At 33.2% G+C, this 15,072-nt stretch carries 17 protein-coding genes; 3 read left to right on the top strand and 14 right to left on the bottom strand.

All coding sequences use genetic code 11. The features are described 5' to 3' along the window. Window positions 1–108: 108 nt before the first annotated feature. Both FC86_RS01610 and FC86_RS01605 read right to left on the bottom strand, forming a co-directional pair. Window positions 109–1,746, bottom strand: coding sequence for a peptide ABC transporter substrate-binding protein (locus FC86_RS01610; RefSeq protein WP_056974287.1), 1,638 nt, complete (start codon window positions 1,744–1,746; stop codon window positions 109–111). 135 nt (window positions 1,747–1,881) lie between these two features. Next, window positions 1,882–3,528, bottom strand: coding sequence for a peptide ABC transporter substrate-binding protein (locus FC86_RS01605; protein WP_056974286.1), 1,647 nt, complete (start codon window positions 3,526–3,528; stop codon window positions 1,882–1,884). Between the two features lie 186 nt (window positions 3,529–3,714). On the opposite strand from FC86_RS01605, the gene proC reads away from it, so the two are divergent. After that, the gene (gene proC, locus FC86_RS01600) at window positions 3,715–4,488 is read left to right on the top strand and encodes a pyrroline-5-carboxylate reductase (RefSeq protein WP_056974285.1); all 774 of its coding nucleotides are present in this window, start codon (window positions 3,715–3,717) and stop codon (window positions 4,486–4,488) included. Here proC and FC86_RS01595 read toward each other — a convergent pair. The 6 genes from FC86_RS01595 to FC86_RS01570 all read right to left on the bottom strand — a co-directional run bounded on the left by FC86_RS01595 (window position 4,477) and on the right by FC86_RS01570 (window position 8,457). Beyond that, window positions 4,477–4,839 carry a hypothetical protein gene (locus tag FC86_RS01595; RefSeq protein ID WP_056974284.1) on the bottom strand — a complete coding sequence of 121 codons (363 nt, stop codon included), beginning with the start codon at window positions 4,837–4,839 and terminating at the stop codon, window positions 4,477–4,479. The two genes, proC and FC86_RS01595, sit on opposite strands and share 12 nt — an antisense overlap. A gap of 101 nt (window positions 4,840–4,940) precedes the next feature. After that, entirely contained in the window at window positions 4,941–5,408 is a 468-nt protein-coding gene (locus FC86_RS01590) for a Dps family protein (RefSeq protein WP_056974283.1), read from the bottom strand. A gap of 80 nt (window positions 5,409–5,488) precedes the next feature. Further along, window positions 5,489–5,887, bottom strand: a complete 399-nt coding sequence (locus FC86_RS01585) for a MerR family transcriptional regulator (RefSeq protein ID WP_338033312.1) — start codon at window positions 5,885–5,887, stop codon at window positions 5,489–5,491. A gap of 21 nt (window positions 5,888–5,908) precedes the next feature. Continuing rightward, window positions 5,909–6,502, bottom strand: a complete 594-nt coding sequence (locus FC86_RS01580) for an NAD(P)H-binding protein (protein WP_056974282.1) — start codon at window positions 6,500–6,502, stop codon at window positions 5,909–5,911. Between the two features lie 4 nt (window positions 6,503–6,506). Continuing rightward, window positions 6,507–7,853, bottom strand: a complete 1,347-nt coding sequence (locus FC86_RS01575; RefSeq protein WP_156403320.1) for an MFS transporter — start codon at window positions 7,851–7,853, stop codon at window positions 6,507–6,509. A gap of 133 nt (window positions 7,854–7,986) precedes the next feature. Continuing rightward, entirely contained in the window at window positions 7,987–8,457 is a 471-nt protein-coding gene (locus tag FC86_RS01570) for an Rrf2 family transcriptional regulator (RefSeq protein ID WP_056974280.1), read from the bottom strand. 99 nt (window positions 8,458–8,556) lie between these two features. Here FC86_RS01570 and FC86_RS01565 point away from each other — a divergent pair, with 99 nt between their 5' ends. Together FC86_RS01565 and FC86_RS01560 are read left to right on the top strand one after the other, a co-directional pair. After that, window positions 8,557–9,405 (top strand): SDR family oxidoreductase, encoded by an 849-nt coding sequence (locus FC86_RS01565; protein WP_056974279.1) that lies wholly within the window; start codon window positions 8,557–8,559, stop codon window positions 9,403–9,405. A 453-nt stretch (window positions 9,406–9,858) separates the two neighbouring features. After that, on the top strand, window positions 9,859–10,395 hold the full coding sequence (locus FC86_RS01560; RefSeq protein WP_056974278.1) for a hypothetical protein: 537 nt from the start codon (window positions 9,859–9,861) through the stop codon (window positions 10,393–10,395). Window position 10,396: 1 nt separating this feature from the next. On the opposite strand, the gene FC86_RS01555 is transcribed toward FC86_RS01560, so the two are convergent. From FC86_RS01555 to FC86_RS01530, 6 genes are all read right to left on the bottom strand, one after another. After that, complete coding sequence (locus tag FC86_RS01555; RefSeq protein ID WP_236692276.1) at window positions 10,397–10,738, bottom strand: carboxymuconolactone decarboxylase family protein; 342 nt, start codon at window positions 10,736–10,738, stop codon at window positions 10,397–10,399. After that, a complete protein-coding gene (locus FC86_RS01550; RefSeq protein WP_056974277.1) occupies window positions 10,714–11,124 on the bottom strand; it encodes a cupin domain-containing protein in 411 nt (136 codons plus the stop codon). Before FC86_RS01550 ends, FC86_RS01555 begins: the two co-directional genes overlap by 25 nt. A 2-nt stretch (window positions 11,125–11,126) precedes the next feature. Then, window positions 11,127–11,561, bottom strand: a complete 435-nt coding sequence (locus FC86_RS01545) for a MerR family transcriptional regulator (RefSeq protein ID WP_056974276.1) — start codon at window positions 11,559–11,561, stop codon at window positions 11,127–11,129. Window positions 11,562–11,576: 15 nt separating this feature from the next. Beyond that, window positions 11,577–12,185 (bottom strand): NAD(P)H-binding protein, encoded by a 609-nt coding sequence (locus FC86_RS01540; protein ID WP_056974275.1) that lies wholly within the window; start codon window positions 12,183–12,185, stop codon window positions 11,577–11,579. 381 nt (window positions 12,186–12,566) lie between these two features. Then, the gene (locus tag FC86_RS01535) at window positions 12,567–13,823 is read right to left on the bottom strand and encodes a hypothetical protein (protein WP_056974274.1); all 1,257 of its coding nucleotides are present in this window, start codon (window positions 13,821–13,823) and stop codon (window positions 12,567–12,569) included. Between the two features lie 473 nt (window positions 13,824–14,296). Beyond that, window positions 14,297–15,013 carry a CPBP family intramembrane glutamic endopeptidase gene (locus FC86_RS01530; RefSeq protein WP_156403319.1) on the bottom strand — a complete coding sequence of 239 codons (717 nt, stop codon included), beginning with the start codon at window positions 15,011–15,013 and terminating at the stop codon, window positions 14,297–14,299. Between the last annotated feature and the right edge of the window lie 59 nt (window positions 15,014–15,072).

The following is a 15,072-nucleotide window of genomic DNA, read 5'->3' as shown; positions in this document are numbered from 1 at the left end:
CTAATCTAATAGTAAACTCCTGCAATAGGGGTTTTCTTAGCCTATACGAAATAAAAAGATAGATTAAAAAATATTTTTTCAATCTACCTTTAATATAAATCTATTAATTTATTCTACAGTTAACCACTTATAATCAAACTTTGCTCCAGCTGGATGCGCAACATAATTTTTAACTTTTGGATTGGTCATATGAGCTTCAACAGCTTGATATAGAGGTGAGACACCTTGTTGTGACATCACAATTTTTTCGGCGTTTACTAAATCATCAAATCGTTTTTGCGGACTTTTAACATCTGATGTGGCAGCGGAATTTATAAGCTCATCATACTGAGTATTACTCCATTGTCCTCTATTATAGGAAACGCCTGATTTTAGTAGGTCGCTAAAACTTGATGCGTCTAAGTAATCTGCCCCATAAGAACCCATTAATAAATCAAAGTTTCCAGCAGCAGCACGATCTAGTCTTACTGAAAATGGAACGGGAGTTAGATTAACTTTTACACCTTCAAGATTTGTTTGAATTGCATTTTGCAAATATTCCACAATTTTCTTTGAAGCGTCCGTGTCTGAAGACAAAATACTGAAGTTTAAACTTTTAATTCCTAGTTCTTGTTTGGCTTTTTCCCAGTATTCTTTAGCTTGATTAGTATCTTGATTCAAGTAATTACCAACTGCATCAGTAAAGTCTTTACCATCAGGTGACTTCATAATATTTTTAGGCACAAATCCACTTGAAGGCATAGATCCGTTTCCTAAAATGGATTCAGTTAAAGCTTTTCGATCAATTGAATATGAAATTGCTTTTCGTAAGTTATCATTTTTAAAAATCGAATTACTATCACGTTGATTAAATTCTAAATATTGTGTTGTTGCTTGTAAAATTGACTGATAAGCTTCATCGTTACGATTTTGTTGAGCTAATTCTCCGGTTAAGACAATGTCATCAGCTTGGTTATTCTTAAATAGATTAAGTGCAGTTGAAGAGTCTTTCACAACACTGACATTTATACTATCTAAATTAACAGCACTTTTATCCCAATATTGTTCGTTCTTTGCATAGGTCCAGGAATCATCTGTCCCAGGTCCCGAGAAATTTTTCAAAACATATGGCCCATTATAAACAGCATTATCGCTATTAATAGCATAATCCTTACCATACTGTTCAACAACTTTTTGATTTTGAGGGAAGAATATTGGCAAGGTCAATAACCTTTCAAAATAAGGAATAGCTTGGCTTAATTTGATTTCAATTTCGTAATCGCCAACCGCTTTAATTCCTAAATCAGAAACCGCTTTTGTTCCTGCATTAGTCTCTTTCCCATTTTCAATAGCACTGAACAAATAAGCATATTGAGAAGCTGTTTTAGGATCAACAGTTCTTTGCCATCCATATACGTAATCTTGTGCTTTTACCGAATCACCATTTGACCATTTTGCATCTGGTCTTAATTTAAACTTATAAGTTAAACCATCTTCTGACACTTCTGGCTTTTCGGAAGCTCCCGCAAGTACTAGTTCATTGTTTTTATCTTGACGGTAAAGCCCCTCATAAACATTATTTAACGCTGTAAAACTAACAGTATCACTAGCTACAGATAAATCTGCTGTTGGCATTTCCTGTTGCACAACAAAATTCAGTGATTTTGCGTTTGCATTATTAGCCTGCTTACTACCACCTGTTGAACAACCAGACAATAGTGTCCCCACTGTTAATAATGATGCAAATACTGCCCATTTTTTTTGCATATCAACTACTCCTTCTAAAAAATAAGTACTATTAAATTATACATTTTTTTAGTAAGTAAGCCAATAATATAACTGCAATTTAATAAGTGAAAACAAAAAAAGATAATGCAACTGCATTATCTTTTTTAACAATTTTTATTCTACTTCCAACCATTTGTAATCAAATTTTGCACCCGCTGGATGTGATACAAAGTTTTTGACTCTTGAACTAATCATGTGCGCTTCAACACCTTGATAAAGCGGCGTCATACCTTGAGTATTTGACAACAATTTATCAGCATTAACTAAATCTTCAAACCGCTTATTTACATCATTAACATCAGTTGTTTTTGATGCTTTAATCAAGTTGTCATATTCACTATTGCTCCATTGTCCACGATTATACGAATTACCCGTTACAAATAAGTCGGTAAAACTCGAAGCATCTAAATAATCTGCTCCCCATCCACCTAATACCAAATCAAAGTTTCCAGCTTTTGAACGGTCTAAACGGACAGAAAAAGGTACTGGGTTCAATGAAACTTTTACGCCGTCCAAGTTAGACTGAATAGTATTTTGTAGGTATTCCAGTACTTTCTTAGATGAATCACTATCAGAAGATAAAATACTAAAATCAAGTGAACTAATTCCCAATTCTTGTTTAGCTTTATTCCAGTACTCTTTTGCCTTACTTGCATCGTAAGAGATTCCAGCGCTAGCAACATCTGCAAAGTCTTTCCCATCCGGTCCTGTCATTGTACCCTTGGGTACCAGACCAGTAGCAGGTTGAGAACCATCTCCCAAGATAGAATTAGTTAAAGCCGTTCTGTCAATTGAATAACCAATTGCTTTTCTTAAGTTTTCGTTTTTGAATTTAGAATTTGCATCTCTTTGATTATATTCTAAATATGATGTTCTTGCATCTGCAACAGCTTTGAATTGTGAAATATTTCTGTTTTGTTGAGCTAATTCTCCGGTTAAGACAATATCATCTGCTTGGTTACTATTAAATAAATTTAGTGAAGTCGCAGATTCCTTGACCACATTGACATCGATTTTATCAATTTTTACATTACTTTTGTCCCAATACTGGTCATTCTTAGCATAAGTCCAAGTCGTATCTGTACCAGGACCGTCAAATCCTTCTAACTTAAAAGGACCATTGTAAACCGCATTATCACTTTTTGTTGTGTAATCCTTACCAAATTTTTCAGCGACAGCTTGATTTTGTGGGAAAAACGATGGAAATGCTAATAATCGCTCAAAATACGGTGTTGCTTGACTCAGTTTAATCTCCAAATCATAATCACTTGTCGCCTTAATTCCTAATTCATTTTTATTTTTTTTACCTGCCGTAATATCCTCTGCATTTTCAACAGGAGCAAACAAGTAAGCATACTGGGAAGCAGTTTCTGGACTCACGGTTCGTTGCCAACTATACACATAATCTTTCGCTGTTACTGGATCGCCATTTGACCACTTAGCATCTTCTCTCAATTTAACTTTATAAGTTAGTCCATCAGAAGAAACTTCTGCTTTTTGACTAGCCCCAGCCGGAACTAATTTATCATCTTTATCTTGACGATATAGCCCTTCATACACATTATTTAACACTGTAAAACTAATTGTATCTGTGGCTAATGATAGGTCTGCAGTAGGTAACTCTTGCTGAGCTACGAAATTCAAAGATTTTAAATTGCTAGTTTCTCCACTTGAATTTTTACTGTTACTTCCTGTTGAACAACCCGAAAGTACTAAAGCAGCTGACATTAATAATGTTGCAGCTGTGAAACGCTTTTTCATTTTCATTCCTCCAAAAATTAATTTTTTATTAGTGTTTTTTAATTATACATGAGAACAAAATAAAAAATCAACGGTTTTTATTCATATTGTTTTTAATTATCGATGTGGTCGTCATTAAAAGCCTATAGTGTACCATCTATATCTTATGATAAAATAACTGAAAAAGAAGTTAACAGGAGAGTTATTATGAAAATTAGTATTATCGGTGCTGGTAAAATGGGCACAGCTATTATTAAAGGACTCATTAACAACGGGCAAAATCCAAAACAAATTTTAGTTAAAACAGGGCATTATGAAAACGCCCTAAATCTGCGACAGTCACTAGGGATTACAGCTGTTCAAGCTCTATCTGACTTAGCAACTAGTGATATTTATATTCTCGCAACCCCGGCTACTTTAATTACTAAAACATTATCTGAACTCAGCAATATTAACCAACAAAATGCGCCTATTATTTCCGTAGCTGCTGGGGTCTCGTTTGATGAGATGTTAGCTATCTATCCCAATGCACCATTATTAAGATGCATCCCCAACACTCCTGTTGCAATCAATCAAGGAATGACCAGTTTCAGCACTAGCTCACACCTTTCTGATAATCAAAAGACGTTAGCTATTAATTTACTCAATCAATTAGGACATACCATTGAAGTTCCTGAAGACAAACTAGGAATTGCGGGAACTATTGCTGGCTGTAGTCCAGCTTTCATTGATGTTTTCATTGAAGCTTTAAGCGATGCGGCTGTTACAAATGGTCTTGATCGTGCACTATCATATGAAATTATCACAGAAATGATGAAAGGATCTGCCGCTTTAGCTGCTGAAAGCAAGATTCACCCCGGCATCTTAAAAGATGATGTCACCTCTCCAGGTGGTGATACAATCAAAGGTGTTGTCGCTCTTGAAAAAAATAATTTTAGGTTTGCAGTCATTGATGCAATTAACACTATTTTACAAGATTAAAAACCCCCCCATTAGCCAACTTAAACTAACAGGGGGGTATTTCAGTTTCAGAAAAATCATAATTTTTTCCTTCGATGTTGTTCTATTCGAATCAATAAAATAACAGTAAACCAACGAATTTCTGCTGATAATCTCAACATGAAATCCCATCAAAGAGTGAATTAGTGATTGATGATGGTGTTTCGCTATGGCAACAATAAAGTCGACAATAAGCAATCCTAAATAAAGCAAGGTTGCACGTCGTAAATTTTGAACAAAAAATACTAAGTAAGGCGATTTTTGTGCCTGACGTCTTTCAAATTTCTTAACTTTTCTTTCTAAATAAGCCACTAAACTGACTCTTTTACTCAATTATTGGAATTCCTCCTAAATTTAATGATGATCCATACCTTCTCATAACCTCACTTTTTTTGCGAATTAAAAACCCTATGCGTAAAGTATAGGGTTTTTAATTAATCGTCGATTTGAGGGGCTTGATTGAGTTCTGCTTGTAACATCCAAATGTTCTTTTCAATTGCAGTTTTAAATCCAATAAAAATATCTTGTGTCCCAAAATCCTTTTCTTTTTCAGTAATTTCAATACCTTCTTGATAAAGGGTTGCTAAATAACGATAGTCATCAACTAAAGTTTGTAATCTTTCAGAAATCGAACGTGAAAAATCACCTTTTTCATCATCAATATGAGTATGGTCTACTAACTCTTGCAGTGTTGAGTAAGGTGTGCCATCTAGTGTGATTAATCTTTCAGAAACTACATCTAGTTGATTGTTAATTTCTGACATATAATCATCCATCAAGGGATGTAATTTCAAAAAGTTAGGACCTCTCATATACCAATGAGTCTGATGAATAACCATTGATAGTTGGCTCAAATCAGCGACCAATTGATTCAAAACGTTTTTCGTTTGTGAATATTGCATAATGAATACCTCCACTTTTAAACTAAATTGTTCACAACTTTATTATACTCATTTTTTAAAGTTTTCCAAAAAATAGGCATTTAATTCTCTTTTTCTAATTGAGTTAAACGTTCTTCAGTTAGCCTCATGTGATTATCATAATTTTCGATTTTGTAAGTCAAATGATCAATAGCATCTTGTAAATCATCGCGTTTTTCGAGCATGATTTCACGCTGTTCTTCAAGCAACGATAATTGTCTTTTAGTGTTATCTTCTTGTGCATCAAACAAACTAATATAGCTTTTTAATGATTCAATTGTCATACCTGCTGCGCGCATTTGTTTAATAAAGTTTATACGTCCAATAATGTTTTCATCAATTTCACGAATTCCTGATTCATTACGTTTAATAGCTGGAATCAGCATTTCTTTTTCATAATATCGAATAGTTGAGGCACTCACTTGTGTCTTTTGACTGGCTTCTTTAATTGAAATAGGCATCTTAAAAACTCCTTTACTTTATTAAGGGCGACTCACGCCAATACTTTGTCTTGAGTATAACTCATTTTGTTCAAGTAATTCAGCTGATAATTGGCCTAATGCTTTAATAGAAATATCATGGCCTTTAAAAGGTTCCCCTTTTAAGGAAATCTCATAATCATCAGTGCCATTATCAAACCAACCTGGACGGATAAGCGTATAGTTTAAACCACTACTTTCAACGATATCAGCTGCTCGACGATAAGACTTCAAAAATGGATTACTATTTAAATTACCACTTCCAACTAAACTTGGAATTTCATTATAAATTCCCATAGAAGTAATAAATACCAAACGTTCAACTTGGTGATTTTTCATCGATTCAACAACATTTTGCGCGATTTTGTCCAATTGACCACTTACTGCAACAAAAACAGCATCTTGATTAGCCATAACCTTTGCCAGTTCGTTAACATTAGTTGCATCACAAGACACTACTTTTTCATTTGCTTTCAAATAATTACCTGACAGATGACGTGAAACCAATGTTAATTGGATATCTTGTTTTCGGTTTAAAACACCCCTTACTTGTGAACCTACTGTTCCTGTTGCACCAATAATAATCATGTTTTTCATACTATTATCTCCCTTTAATTATTTTTAGATTTTTTGAATAAATTAAGATAATAACTGCTACTAAAGCAATTGCTATTAAAGTGGTTGTGACAATCATCGCAATATGATAACTTTTTAGGCTATCCGTTATGTTTTGGCTGATAATAGAAATAAAGGATACACCAAAACTGCCCCCAATTTGATGAAAGACATTGACTAATCCAGATGCTGCTCCTGATTCTTGTTGATTAACCTCAGCCACACCAGAAACAGTTAGAGGGCTTAATGTTAAGCCTTGTCCAACTCCCATTAAAATCATTGGTAGAGCGATTCCTAAAAGATAGCCTAAACTAGGTGAAAACAAAATTAATCCTGACACCCCAACCATTGTTATAAATATGCCAACTACTAATAATTTTTCATTACCAAATTTATGCGTTAGTTTAGAGACGGTTAAGGCAACTAAAAAGTTTACTATCGTAAGTGGGAAAAAGCCTATACCTGCCTGTAATGGTGTAAATCCTAAATTAGTTTGCATCATTTGAGGTGTTAAAAACCACAAACTAAGCATCCCACCCATATAAAAGAATCTTGCGATATAAGCACCTAATCGCTCTTTATTAGTAAATAAGTTTAGTGGCACCAATGGATTTTTGAAATTTCGTTCTCGTTTAATAAATAAAACTAACATTATAACGAAAAGTAAAATACTGATCCACCGTGCATTTTCACCAACAATACCATAGATAAGAGAAAGCATCATAACAAACGAGTAAATCGATCCTAGAATATCTAAAGATTGTTTTTGATGTACTTGAGAAGATGGCACATAAATCGCTGTCAAAATCAGCATTACCATCGCTATTGGCACATTAATTAAAAAGCCATCTCGCCAAGACAATAAACTGGCGAATAATCCGCCAATAACTAATCCTAAGCTAGCCCCAATACCTGCAGTTGCACCATAAGCTGATATAGCACGTGTTCTTTCATTTCCTTCAAAGTTTTCCATTAGCAAAGAAAGTGTTGTTGGTGCTAAAATAGCCGATCCTACACCTTGAAAAGCCCTTGATAAAATCATCATGATATCTGTTGTTGATATCGCAACCAATAGTGAGCCAAGTCCAAAAATAATAAGTCCCATTGAAAAAGCAACTTTTCGATTTAAACTATCACCCAATCTACCACCAACTAATAATAATCCGCCAAAAGTTAACGCATAAGCATTATTAACCCACGATAACATTATTGGTGTTAGATGTAGTTCTTCAGCTATTTTGACTGTCCCCGTAAAAATTATCGAGTTGTCTAATAAAATCATAAAATAACTAACCAAAATCACCAATAATATCAGTGTTTTATTCCGTTTCATTTCTGTCATCTTCTTTCATCGATTTCTTAACAATCTCTACTTTACCTCTTAAAGTTAACTTTAAGACAAGAGGTAATATTCACTTTATTGGTCAAATAAAAAAACATCTTAGCTAAAAAAGCTCAGATGTTTTTTATTTTAAGTAACGCTGAATAATATCATCATTATCCAAACGTTGTTGCTTTTCTGCTATGACTAAATCTTTAACCAAGGTATCTAGTGTCACCTTCGCCATTTCAGATTCAACCGTTTCTTGCAGTTTATCATACTGCTTTTCTAAAACAGACTGAATATTAGCACCCACAACACACTTCACATTAGTCTTTGGATCAACTTGAATTAAGTTAGTGTTACCTTCGATACTTTGGTAAACATCTAACAATGTAATTTGGCTAATCGATCGAGTTAATTTGGGGTTAGCTTTACCTGTTTGTGTCTGAATGAGTTGACTTTTTTTTAGTTGTGCCATGATTTTTCTCACATTAACAGGATTAGTTTGGACACTATCAGCAATTTTAGTACTAGATAAATAGTCTGTATTTTGATAAATCTCAATATAAAGCATAATATGAATCGCATCACTAAACTGGATTGAGTATTTCATTTTTGCACCTCAAGTTTAATTTATTGACTTATCTTATCATATTCTTTATGATGATGGTGTAATTTTAAAAAATACAGGTTAAGGATTGGAGATTTTATAATGAACTATTTAATCACAGGTGCAACAGGTGATTTGGGTTTTAAAACGCTCACCTATTTACAAAATAAAGTTGAGTCGATGCATCTTTTTGCGTTAGCTCGAAGCGAAAAAAAAGCAGCCCAGCTAAAAGAAAATGGTATTAACGTTAGACTAGGAGATTATGGTGACCTAAAAACTTTAAAGCAAGCATTTAAAGGGATTGATACGCTATTTTTTGTATCAGGTAATTCTGATAATCGCCAAGCTGAACATCAAAATGTTATTGATGCTGCAAAAACAGCAGGCGTTTCTCGTATTGTCTATACCAGTATTGCCAACCTAGACCAATCAAATAGCTTGCTTGCTCCTGATCACCGCTACACAGAAAAAGCCATCAAAGATTCTGGCATTACTCATACATTTTTACGTAACAACTGGTATCTGGAAAATGAGGCTGCTGTTTTAGATGCTGCCTTAAAAAACAAAAAACTTACAACAACTGCTCCAAATGGAAAGGTCGCTTGGGCTTTAAAACGCGAATATGCTGAAGCTGCAGCTAATGCATTACTTGATGCAACACTTCCTGAAATTGTCGAACTTTCTGGAAAACCCAAAAGTTATTTAGATTTAGTCGATGCTTTAAATCATAATAGTTCAGCAAAAATCACTATTAAATATGGTAATGATCAAGACTTTATTGACAGTTTAACTAGTAATGGACTACCAAATGAAGTCGCTCAATTCTTTTTAGCTATTCAAAAAGATATTGAAAATAATGAATTAAACTTTCATTCTGATCAATTTGAAAAACTACTGGGTCATCCCCTAATACCATTAAGTGAAGCTGTTACTGAAATTATTTCTTTTTAAAATCAAAAAGGACTCAACTAATTGTGTTGAGTCCTTTTTGGTGTCTTTTTAAGTCATTATATAACTATTGGCTATTCTAGCAAAAAGCCAAATTTGATGTAAGGATTTTTTTGAGTTGCATTTTATTTCTCAAAATGTTTTAATTTTAAACAATTAAACAATTAAACAATTGAAAGGACAGTTTTTGATGACCAATTTAACTTACTTACAACAACTCTTTTTTAACTTTAGTCACTTTAAGTAGTGCGGGCGTATAGTTGACTCGATACGAACGCACTTATTCGTTCGTATCTTAGTGATTAAAGTCAACTTGAGTTAATAACTAGATGCGATAATTTTAATTCATCTAGTGCTTAAGTTGAAAGTCTTTCTTAAAACTGTCTTTTTTACTCATTAAAACACCTAGATGAATAACAGTCATCTAGGTGTTTTTATTTTATTGGAGGAATTTTTATGCGTATTCATACCCTAGGACCTAAAACAACTGACAGCTACTTAGCTGCTGACCATTTAATTGACAACAAAAAAGCCAAGATTGTTTTACATTCATCTTTTGAAGACATTTATCAAAATTTAGATGATTTAAAAAATGACTATTTTTTAGTGCCGGTTGCTTATCAAAACCATCAACACCAGACTAGTTTTGCCAATTATCATTATCGCTACTGGCAAAAACTATCAATTATTGAGACTTTCAGCCTCGAAACAATGCCTATGGTTTTACTTAAAAATCTTGATAATCGGAATTATCAAATTGCTTTACATGCAGCAACTACTGAACTCATGAATAGTACTTTTGCTACGTCTGAGTCACCAAAGCCCATATTTGTTCAAAGTAAACCACTAGCATTTGATGCCTTTAAAAATGGTGACTGTCAGTATGCAATTGTCAGTCATAATTTTGATGAGTATGAGCTAAATCACCTAAATTATCGGACGCTAAAAACTTTTACTCCTCAAATGATTTGGTGCCTTTATCACATCAACTAATTTAATCAAAAACTTCTTTAGCAATTGTAAATGCTGACCAAGCTTTTGGCCAACCAACATAAAAAGCTAAATGTGTAATCATTTCTGACACTTCTGCTTGTGTTAACCCATTTTTTTGCCCCATTTGTAAATGAGCTTTTAATTTTTGAAAGTTTCCACCTGAGATTAATGCCGAAATTGTGATCATGCTACGATCTCTGGCTGATAATTGATCTTGTCTTGACCAAACCTCTCCAAATAATACATCATCATTAAGTTGTGCAAATTTTGGCGCAAATTCACCTAAATTATCTCTTCCTGCTGTTTGCTTAGCCGTTTTTATTCTCCTAACTGTTGATACCAATCTTCACTAACTGCTTCTAACCATTCTGGTGTTCCTTTAGTAATAGCAACATGTGAAAACCAACTATCTTTTTGAGCACCATGCCAATGCTTGACACCATCATGAGTAACGACAACATCTCCTGGTTTGAGTGCTCTGGCTGAATGGCCTTCTTCTTGATACCAACCTTCTCCACTTGTGACTAGTAGTAATTGATAACCTTGATGATGGATGTGCCAATTATTACGACATCCGGGTTCAAAAGTCACATTTGAAACGTTCACATCAATTTGATTATCATTTACTAAGCCATTTAAATAACTTTGACACATAAAGTATTTTGCAAATGCTTCATTTTTGTTTCCTAATCCAAATAAATTCGTTTTGTTTTGATTATCTTGTGTCATAATTATGCTTCTCCTTTATTATTCTTCATTTTTTCTAAATAGTTCTCAAACGATTCATCTTCATCAATTACGGCATTTTCTTTTTTGTCATACCAGTCAATTTTATGCGAAATAACTTCTAAATTACGTTTTGTTTCAGCAATTTGATCTAGTGCTCGTTTTTTAACTTCTTCTAACAATTTTTGACGTTTGCGATTAGTTGAATCGCCTTGAGCTCGAAACTGAACATAAGTTTTGATTTCTGACATTGTCATTCCGGTTCCCTTTAAATGAAGTAAAAATCCAAGCCATTTAACATCATCTTGTGTATAAAAACGGCGATTGTTGTCATCTCTTTTAGGAACTATAAGGTGTTCGTTTTCATAATATCGCAAAGTATAAGTCGACAATCCAACCAATTCTGAAAATTGACCAATCGTTAATTTTTCTTGTTTCATAACGCTCTCTCACCCCTAACGGTATATTGGCGTTTTGCCATCTGTACCTGGCTGACTAATTCCTAAACTACTAAAACTGTGTAACTCAGGATTCTTCACAATTTTAGTAATTAAATCGGCAATACTTGCTCGTGAAATTGTCGTACCCTGATAAGTTTCACCTTTTTGTGTTAACTGATAATCAATTTCATCCGCGTTACTCATATAAGCAGCCCGAATAATTGTGGCGTTAACTGCTGAGTCTTCGATTAACTGAGCAGCACGTCTTGTGTCTGCCATCACTTCGTGCCCAACTGAGTTTTCTACCCAACTGCCAAAAGGTTCTGGCACTTCATGATACAGACCTAAACCTGTAACATGAATTAAACGATTAACTGTATTTTTTGACATGGCTTGAAGAATATTTTTTACCATTGGTTCAAAAACGCCACCTAAATTAGCATAAACTAAAGCTTGGTAATCATTAACGTCAGCTTCAATAACCGTTTCTCGTTTATCATTAATTGGTTTAATGCGTTTTGCTTGACGTAAATATAAAGTCAAATGAGCATCTGTTTCTACTAGTAATCGTTTTCTTACGATTTGAGCAATTTGTCCGTGTGCACCTAAAATTAAAACATTCATCGTGCTTCCTCCTTATCATTTCTAATATGAGCCTATTACTTAGAGTAAACTCTAAGTCAAGTTTTTTGCAAAATAAATGGTGTGTTATCGTCATTGTAAACAAAGACAAATAAAAAAGGATGAGATTGTTTAAGTAATTAAACAATCTCATCCTTACTACAGTTATGATCACATCAACTTCTCCCTTAAATATAAGAGACTATATGCTAATAAATCACTTGAAAGTCATGCCTTATAACAAAAAACGCTACAATTATCAAAGATTTCAATATCAACTAATAATCCAATGAAAAAGTAGCTTTAATTCATCCGTATCAACAACATATACTGTTGACACTTTCAATAGGTTTAGGCTGACTATTATTTTAACGCTGATTTATTTTAAACAGGTGATGCAGTAACAGTCCATGTAGCGGTTCCTCTATATTCTCCAATTCGTGCAGTCCCTCCTGGAACGATTAGTTGGATGCTCTTATCATCAGCAGGTCTTTTGTTAATAATAGATTGGAAATTTCTATCGGTTCCGTTTAAAGAAAGAGAGTCTAATCGAAACGTCGTATTTGGAGATATAATGTTTTTATCAAACAGATAATTTGCGCTAAGCGCGGTCCCGTTCATGTATAAGTCAGAAATACTTCCATAAATCGTAAATGTGCCCTTTGATTTCATTGAAAATCCTTCCCATCTTAGATATTGATTATTGATAGTTGGATAGGTTGTTGTTTGGGAAGACAGTTCTATTTTCCCAAAGTCTAAAACCTCTGATTGAGCATCGGGTTTTATTGAGACATATATAAAATTGTCGTAGACATTTTTCATTTTTTTGATGCCTTCGTCTGCAATTTTTTCAATTTCTTCAATGTCTTGATTTGATGTCACTACTTTATCTTCTAATTTTTTCGTATATGCATTATAGATAGGCGTTAAGTCTTCAATCAGTTTAGTCTTACTTGCGTTATCTTTTATAAAGCTTGGCGTTAAAGAACTCACTAGCTCATCATAGGTTTGCTTCAAACGATTGGGTCTAGATGATATCCGTAGTGCTCGATATACAAGAGATTTGGGTCTTGGCCCGCTAGCGTAGGTATTCGTTTTTACGTAAGTTGCGATGTAGCTATCATCTTCAAGAGGTATCGATGAATTTTTTTTGAGTTTAATCGTGATTTTAGCCATCAAATTTTGATAAGACTCTGATGAAGTTATTCCTGTCTGAAAGGAAAAAATGCGTTGACCAGTTGAATCGGTTACAAATTGGTTTGATTCATAAGGGGTACGAATCGTTTGCTGCAATGGTCTAACTGTAACATTATCAATGTTATTCAACAATTTGTCAGAAAATGCAATATTATAGGTCGTAACCTTCTGAGCGCCCGAATCATCACCATTCAAATATCCAGCCTCATAGGTCATATAGGTATCTCCATTTAAATCAGTCACAATAGTAGGAGGAGTTGCGATTAACTTGTTAGAATCTAAATAATTACTGGTTAAGTTTGTAGTATATTCTTTATTCATAAATCCCATGGAACTTTGCTGTGTGGGTAAATCAAATGCAAACACCTCATGTTTATCGTAATTGCTTAACAAAATAAAACTTACCATTAAGCTAAATATCAGCAAAAAAAAATTTTTGTTCATAAAATATACTCCTTTTATATAAATCAAATGAAATATCTACTGCAATTATATTACCTGAACTAAATCATAACAAAATGTCGGGAACCAAATGCAATGAACTTATTGCGTGCCTTTTTCAGTTTTAATTTCAGTAAATTAGTAACTTAAATTTAATAAGAGTTTACCTAAATATGACTACGAAGTATTTTTAATGAAGTAGAGGTTATTAATTAATACCCAATACGTGATTATTTAACTAAATCACAAAAGTGCGGTAGCTTGGTTCAAGCTCATTTAACAACTAATCGAAGTTTGGAAATTACTCACCACTATATTTGAATACTAATTCAACTTTCCTAATTAGGTAGATACAATTGAAGCATTTCATATAGTACAGACAATAAACATATTTTTATATTGTAAGATTTTAAATAATGACAAATATCATCAGACAAAATGAAAATTAGTTGATGTAACAAAAAATGGACTTGTTATTAAGTACTTCTTTTTTTAATCGTATAAATCACAATTGGTATAGCTATTATAAGTTGAAAAATCAAAATAAAAAGTGCAATTGCGCTTACATTATTGTTTGTCAAAGATCCAGATATTATCACCATATCCCATATAAAATGATAAATCATTAAAGGAATAATATTTCTTATTAAAATAGCTAAGCACGAAAATACTATCCCGAAAACAAAAGTAAGAACTAGTTGCAGAAGCATCGCTCCAAAAGGTTCTCCCCCTAGAACATTAACACTATGCAATAACGAAAATGCTATTGCACTAGCTATAATTGAATATCTTATACTTCTTTTTTCCAAAAACACGTGTAACAAAATCCCTCTAAACATTAATTCTTCAGAGAACCCAACAAAAAAAGTCGTTATAATGACTATTAAGACCTGTGTAAAGTTAAGCGAAAAGTCACTCTTTACCAAAAAAAACGAAACTATTACAATTTCAAAAATAATATATGGTATTAACCAGTTACTGTACTTAAATGAATTACTAAGAAATCTCATGTTTAATTTTTTATATCCGATAATCGTAAAAATACTCATTATTAGTTCAAAAAAGACTAATACGTTAGTCATATTAGGATTTTGATATGATAAATTGAATTTAGTAACAGTAATCATTCCAATACCCATCAAAAAAATATATATAAAGGCTATAATCAAAGCTTTTTTTTCTCTTGTATGCAATATAAACATCCTCATTTCTCTCTATAATCTCTGCTATAAGTTTACACCAACTTAAGCTC

Source organism: Holzapfeliella floricola DSM 23037 = JCM 16512 (assembly GCF_001436605.1).
GTDB lineage: Bacteria > Bacillota > Bacilli > Lactobacillales > Lactobacillaceae > Holzapfeliella > Holzapfeliella floricola.
Note: the sequence above shows the minus strand (reverse complement) of the source record. Positions and strands in the feature narration are given on the sequence as shown.

What these genes read in the sequence shown, in the direction of transcription:
- FC86_RS01610 (WP_056974287.1), bottom strand. Translation starts at nt 1,746, where the DNA reads ATGCAAAAAAAATGGGCAGTATTTGCATCATTATTAACAGTGGGGACA.
- FC86_RS01605 (WP_056974286.1), bottom strand. Translation starts at nt 3,528, where the DNA reads ATGAAAAAGCGTTTCACAGCTGCAACATTATTAATGTCAGCTGCTTTA.
- proC (WP_056974285.1), top strand. Translation starts at nt 3,715, where the DNA reads ATGAAAATTAGTATTATCGGTGCTGGTAAAATGGGCACAGCTATTATT.
- FC86_RS01590 (WP_056974283.1), bottom strand. Translation starts at nt 5,408, where the DNA reads ATGCAATATTCACAAACGAAAAACGTTTTGAATCAATTGGTCGCTGAT.
- FC86_RS01585 (WP_338033312.1), bottom strand. Translation starts at nt 5,887, where the DNA reads ATGCCTATTTCAATTAAAGAAGCCAGTCAAAAGACACAAGTGAGTGCC.
- FC86_RS01580 (WP_056974282.1), bottom strand. Translation starts at nt 6,502, where the DNA reads ATGAAAAACATGATTATTATTGGTGCAACAGGAACAGTAGGTTCACAA.
- FC86_RS01575 (WP_156403320.1), bottom strand. Translation starts at nt 7,853, where the DNA reads ATGAAACGGAATAAAACACTGATATTATTGGTGATTTTGGTTAGTTAT.
- FC86_RS01570 (WP_056974280.1), bottom strand. Translation starts at nt 8,457, where the DNA reads ATGAAATACTCAATCCAGTTTAGTGATGCGATTCATATTATGCTTTAT.
- FC86_RS01565 (WP_056974279.1), top strand. Translation starts at nt 8,557, where the DNA reads ATGAACTATTTAATCACAGGTGCAACAGGTGATTTGGGTTTTAAAACG.
- FC86_RS01560 (WP_056974278.1), top strand. Translation starts at nt 9,859, where the DNA reads ATGCGTATTCATACCCTAGGACCTAAAACAACTGACAGCTACTTAGCT.
- FC86_RS01550 (WP_056974277.1), bottom strand. Translation starts at nt 11,124, where the DNA reads ATGACACAAGATAATCAAAACAAAACGAATTTATTTGGATTAGGAAAC.
- FC86_RS01545 (WP_056974276.1), bottom strand. Translation starts at nt 11,561, where the DNA reads ATGAAACAAGAAAAATTAACGATTGGTCAATTTTCAGAATTGGTTGGA.
- FC86_RS01540 (WP_056974275.1), bottom strand. Translation starts at nt 12,185, where the DNA reads ATGAATGTTTTAATTTTAGGTGCACACGGACAAATTGCTCAAATCGTA.
- FC86_RS01535 (WP_056974274.1), bottom strand. Translation starts at nt 13,823, where the DNA reads ATGAACAAAAATTTTTTTTTGCTGATATTTAGCTTAATGGTAAGTTTT.